The sequence below is a fragment of the Sphingomonas sp. genome, assembly GCF_035555815.1.
In the GTDB taxonomy this organism is placed as follows: domain Bacteria; phylum Pseudomonadota; class Alphaproteobacteria; order Sphingomonadales; family Sphingomonadaceae; genus Sphingomonas.
Genome location: NZ_DATMGG010000127.1, coordinates 1 through 5340 on the forward strand (window position 1 = coordinate 1; position 5340 = coordinate 5340).

At 69.6% G+C, this 5340-nt stretch carries 5 protein-coding genes; all 5 read left to right on the forward strand.

Annotation, left to right across the window (positions count from 1 at the left end; genetic code table 11):
* Positions 1 to 818, forward strand: an 818-nt coding sequence (locus tag VNR91_RS06950) for a putative PEP-binding protein (RefSeq protein ID WP_325490044.1), incomplete at its 5' end; no start/stop codon positions are given.
* A 94-nt stretch (positions 819 to 912) separates the two neighbouring features.
* Positions 913 to 1734 carry a helix-turn-helix domain-containing protein gene (locus tag VNR91_RS06955; protein WP_325490045.1) on the forward strand — a complete coding sequence of 274 codons (822 nt, stop codon included), beginning with the start codon at positions 913 to 915 and terminating at the stop codon, positions 1732 to 1734.
* Positions 1735 to 1801: 67 nt separating this feature from the next.
* The gene (locus VNR91_RS06960) at positions 1802 to 2728 is read left to right on the forward strand and encodes a tetratricopeptide repeat protein (RefSeq protein ID WP_325490046.1); all 927 of its coding nucleotides are present in this window, start codon (positions 1802 to 1804) and stop codon (positions 2726 to 2728) included.
* A gap of 1 nt (position 2729) precedes the next feature.
* Complete coding sequence (gene tilS / locus VNR91_RS06965) at positions 2730 to 3719, forward strand: tRNA lysidine(34) synthetase TilS (protein WP_325490047.1); 990 nt, start codon at positions 2730 to 2732, stop codon at positions 3717 to 3719.
* A gap of 80 nt (positions 3720 to 3799) precedes the next feature.
* The coding region (gene ftsH, locus VNR91_RS06970; protein ID WP_325490048.1) for an ATP-dependent zinc metalloprotease FtsH at positions 3800 to 5340 on the forward strand (1541 nt) is incomplete at its 3' end.

The window sequence follows — 5340 nt, forward strand, 5'->3', positions numbered from 1 at the left end:
CGCAGCGCGAACGCCAGCAGCGACTATACCGCGAAGTCTTGGATGCCGCGGGAGAGCGGCCTGTGGTGTTCCGCACCGTCGATATAGGCGGCGACAAATCACTTCCCTACATGCGCCAGGACGTCATGCAGGAAGAGAACCCGGCAATGGGCTGGCGCGCGCTGCGGGTCGCGCTGGAACGCGACGGGCTGATGAAGGCGCAGGCGCGCGCGCTGATCGAGGCGGCGGCGGGGCGTCAGCTCAACGTGATGTTCCCGATGGTCAGCGAGCCGTGGGAATTCGATGAGGCGCGCGCGCTGTTCGAGGCCCAGCGCGCCTGGCTGGTCTCGCGCAGCCGCAAGCTGCCGCACGAGATCCGCTATGGCGCGATGCTGGAGGTGCCGGCGCTGGCCGAGGTGCTCGACCAGCTGCTGCCTCGGCTCGATTTCCTGTCGGTGGGCACCAACGACCTGACCCAGTTCCTGTTCGCCGCCGATCGTGCCCATCCCAAGCTGGCGATCCGCTATGACTGGCTCAGCCCGTCGATCCTGCGCTTCCTCGCCCGCGTGGTCGCGCCGGTCGCTGCGGCGGGCAAGCCGCTGACCGTATGCGGCGAGATGGGCGGCCGCCCGCTGGAGGCGATGGCGCTGATCGGACTGGGCATCGAACGGCTGTCCATCACCCCCGCCGCGGTCGGGCCGATCAAGGCGATGGTGCGCAGTCTCGATCGTGCCGCTATCATGGCGCAAATGACGCAATGGCTCGCCGATCCGCCCGGGCGCGACCTGCGCGCCGCGTTGCAGCAATGGGCCGTCACGCACGGCATAGAGCTGGATTAGCCGCGCGCGGACGGCTTTCCGCGATTGACAATCGTTCCGTCGCAATGGAACACACCGGCGCGCCGCGGTTCGTGGCGCTCCCACGGAGACAGCGATGCTCGAAGGCGAGTCGCAAGACAACGCGACACTGTTCCCGAAGCGGCCCGGCGATATCCTGCGCGATGCGCGGGTCGGCCAGGGGCTGGAGGTGGCCGACATCGCCGCCCGCACCCGCATTCCGCAACGCCACCTCGAGGCGATCGAGGCGGGCAGCTATGACAGCCTGCCATCGAGCACCTACGCGATCGGTTTCGCCAAGGCCTATGCCCGCGCGGTCGGCGTCGATGAAGTCGCCACCGCCAATCTGGTGCGCGGTGAACTGGCGGTGCTGCCCGGCCGCGAGATTCCCGCGCCGCTGTATGAGGCCGACGAGCCGTCGCGCGCGCCGTCGCGTGGGCTGGTCCTGGGGGGCGTGCTGGTCGCGCTGGCGATCCTGATCGGCATCGGCCTGTGGTATGGCACCAGCCTGTTCCGCGGCGGCACCGAACCGACCGCGATCGAAAGCGCGCCGGTGGCGGACGAGGGATCGACCGTGCAGATCCCGATCACCCCGCCGACCCCGGCCGGCTCCGGCCACGTCACGCTCACCGCGACCGACGAAGTGTGGGTGCGGGTCTATGATTCCGCCGGCAAGACGCTGCTGATGAAGACGATGGCGCCGGGCGAGAGCTATGACGTGCCGACCGACGCCAGCGGGCCGATGATCAATATCGGCCGGCCCGACAAGCTGCGGGTCACCGTCAACGGATCCCAGGTCGCGCCGCTGGGCGATGGCCGGGTCGCGGTGAAGGACGTTCCGATCGGTGCCGACGCGCTGCTGGCGCGTGGCGCGCCGCCGGCACAGGCCAGCGGATCGAACACCACCGCCACGCCGTAAGACTGGCGGCGTGACGTCAAAGCTGCGATAACGCCGGCCGATGCGGGACATGACCGGGGATAAGAGGATGCGGATCGTTTTGGCCGCGACGATGATCGTCGCGACGCTGGGTTTCTGTGCGCCGGCACAGGCGCAAAGCGGGGTCGAGGGCCGGGTGACGCGGCTGGAAAGCGAAATGCGCGCGGTCCAGCGCAAGGTCTTTCCCGGCGGTGCCAGTGCCACCGTCGAGCCGCAGATCACCGCGCCCGCCGTCGTCGCCGACCGCCCCGGCACCCCCGCCGGCGGCGCGATCACCGACCTGACCGCGCGGGTCAGCGCGCTGGAAACCAACATCCGCAGCGTAACCGGCCAGGTCGAGCAGGCCGGCTATCGCCTGCGCCAGCTCGAAGATGCCTTTGCCGCGTACAAGACCGCCACCGACGCCCGGTTGAAGGCGCTGGAGGGCGGTGAGGCGGCGATAGTGGCCGGCGACACCAGCAGCAGCGGCACCGCCCCGCCCCCGGTGAGCGCGACCCGCCCGACGCAGGGCACGCCCGCCGCATCGTCCCGGCCCGATCCCGCCCGGGCCGCCGCGATCAAGGGCGTCGAGCGCCCCGACACCGGCGACGAGGCCGAGGACGCCTATACCTATGGCTTCCGGCTGTGGCAGGCGAAGCTCTATCCCGAGGCCGAGAAGGAACTGAAGGCGGTCGCCGACAAATATCCCAAGCACCGCCGCGCCAGCTTCGCCCAGAACCTGCTTGGCCGCGCCTATCTGGACGAGGGCAAGCCCAGCCTCGCCACGCTCGCCTTTTACGACAGCTACAAGAAATTCCCGGATGGCGAGCGCGCACCCGACAGTCTGCTCTACCTCGGGCAGGCGCTGGTCGCGCTGAAGAAGCCGGCCGATGCGTGCAAGGTCTACAGCGAGCTCGACTCGGTCTATGGCAGCAAGCTGTCGGCGACGATGAAGGCCGATGTCGCCAAGGGGCGCGCCACCGCCAAGTGCCAGTAAAGTGACCCCCGCCGAGCGGTTCGCCGGCGATATCGCGGCGGCGCTCGGCCGGTTGCCAAGGGGCGACGCGCCGCTGGCGCTGGCGGTGTCGGGCGGCGCGGACAGCATGGCGATGCTGGCGCTGGCCGCCGAAGCCTTCCCCTCCGCAGTGATCGCGGCGACGGTCGATCACCAGTTGCGGCCCGGCAGCGCCGATGAGGCCGCGATGGTCGCCGGCTGGTGTGCGGAGCGGGCGATTCCCCACGCGACGCTGACGCCCGCCGCGCCGATCCCCCGACAGGGGCTGCAGGCCGGGGCGCGGGCGGCGCGCTATGCGCTGCTGGCGCGCTGGGCGATCGACGGGCGCGCCGCCGCCCTCGCCACCGCGCACCATGCCGACGATCAGGCGGAGACGTTCCTGATGCGCGCCGCGCGCGGATCGGGCATCGCCGGGCTGCGCGGCATCCCGCGCCGCCGCCCGCTGGAGGTGGGCGAGGCGTCGCTGCCGCTGGTGCGCCCGTTGCTCGGCTGGCGCCGCGCTGAACTGCGCGCAATCGTCACCGCCGCCGCCATCCCGTTCGTCGACGATCCCAGCAACCTCGATCCCGCGTTCGAGCGGGTGCGGGTGCGTGCTCTGCTCGCCGATCAGCCGTGGCTCGACGCCGCGCAGATCGCCCGCGCCGCCGCGCACCTTTCCGAAAGCGACCAGGAGATCGAGGAGATGCGCGCCTGGCTGGCCGAGGCGCGGCGCGTGGCGTCGCCGCCCGACCAGCGGTGGATCGACGTCGCCGGCCTGCCGCGCGAACTTCGCCGGCGCCTCGCGCGCGGGGCGATCGTCGCGACACGGCACCTGGCCGGCATCGCCCGCCCCGATTTCGACCCGGCGGCCAATATCGAGCCGCTGCTCGATGCGCTGGAACGCGGCGGCGCCGCGACCCAGGCCGGGGTACTGGCCTCGCCCCACGGCACGGTGTGGCGTTTCGCCGCGGCGCCGCCGCGCCGTGGGCACTGATCGGCCCGATCTGCACGCCGTTCCATTGCCATTAACCCGTGCGCCCTTATCTTGGGCGGCTGAAAGGTGATTCCAAGCGCATGAACGACAACGACAAGCAGCCCGAGGGTGGCGGCAACCCCTGGATGAAGAGCCTGCTGATCTGGGTCGCGATCCTGCTCGGCCTCGCGCTGTTCGTGACGCTGATCGATGGCCGGACGACCACGACGGCGGGCAGCGCGATTCCCTATTCCACCTTCCTCGACAAGGTCGACGAGGGCACGGTCAAGGACGTCAACATCGCCCGCGACACCATTTCGGGCACGCTGAGTTCGGGCGAGAAGTTCCGCACCTATCGGATCGAGGACGCCAACCTGGTCGAGACGCTGCGCAAGAAGAGCGTCCAGATCAACGCGCGACCCGACGAAGGCGCCAACATCTGGCTGCTGATGCTCTACAACTCGCTGCCGTTCCTGCTGTTTCTGGGCATCGCCTTCTTTGTGCTGCGGCAGATGCAGAAGGGGTCCGGTTCGGGCGCGATGGGATTCGGCAAGTCGCGCGCGCGGATGCTGACGCAAAAGGAAGGCCGCGTGACCTTCGACGACGTCGCCGGCATCGACGAGGCGCGCGAGGAATTGCAGGAGATCGTCGAGTTCCTGAAGGACCCGACCAAGTTCGCCCGGCTGGGCGGCAAGATCCCCAAGGGCGCGCTGCTGGTCGGATCCCCGGGCACCGGCAAGACATTGCTCGCCCGCGCGATCGCGGGTGAGGCGGGGGTGCCGTTCTTCACCATCTCCGGATCGGACTTCGTCGAGATGTTCGTCGGCGTCGGCGCGAGCCGGGTGCGCGACATGTTCGAACAGGCCAAGAAATCGGCGCCGTGCATCGTCTTCATCGACGAGATCGACGCGGTCGGCCGCCATCGCGGCGCCGGTCTCGGCAACGGCAACGACGAGCGCGAGCAGACGCTCAACCAGTTGCTGGTCGAGATGGACGGGTTCGAGGCGAACGAGGGAATCATCATCATCGCCGCCACCAACCGGCCCGACGTGCTCGATCCGGCGCTGTTGCGCCCGGGCCGGTTCGATCGCCGCGTGACGGTGCCGCTGCCCGACATCGAGGGCCGGGTGAAGATCCTGGAAGTCCACATGAAAAAGGTGCCGCTGGCACCCGACGTCGACGCGCGCACCATCGCGCGCGGTACGCCGGGCATGGCCGGCGCGGACCTGGCCAACCTGGTCAACGAGGCGGCGCTGATGGCCGCGCGGCTGGGCAAAAGGCTGGTGTCGATGGCCCAGTTCGAGCTGGCCAAGGACCGGGTCATCATGGGCACCGAGTGGAAATCGCTGGTAATGACCGACGACGAGAAGCGGATGACCGCCTATCACGAGGCCGGTCACGCGCTGGTCCGCGTCCATGAACCGGCGTCCGATCCGATCCATAAGGCGACGATCATACCGCGGGGCGGTGCCCTCGGCATGGTGGTGTCGATGCCGGAGCGCGACAATTACTCCTATCACCGCGACAAGATGTTCGCCGACATGGCGACGGTGATGGGGGGCCGCGTGGCGGAGGAAGTGATCTTCGGCCACGACAAGGTCTCGTCGGGCGCGTCGGGCGACATCAAGCAGGCGACCAAGCT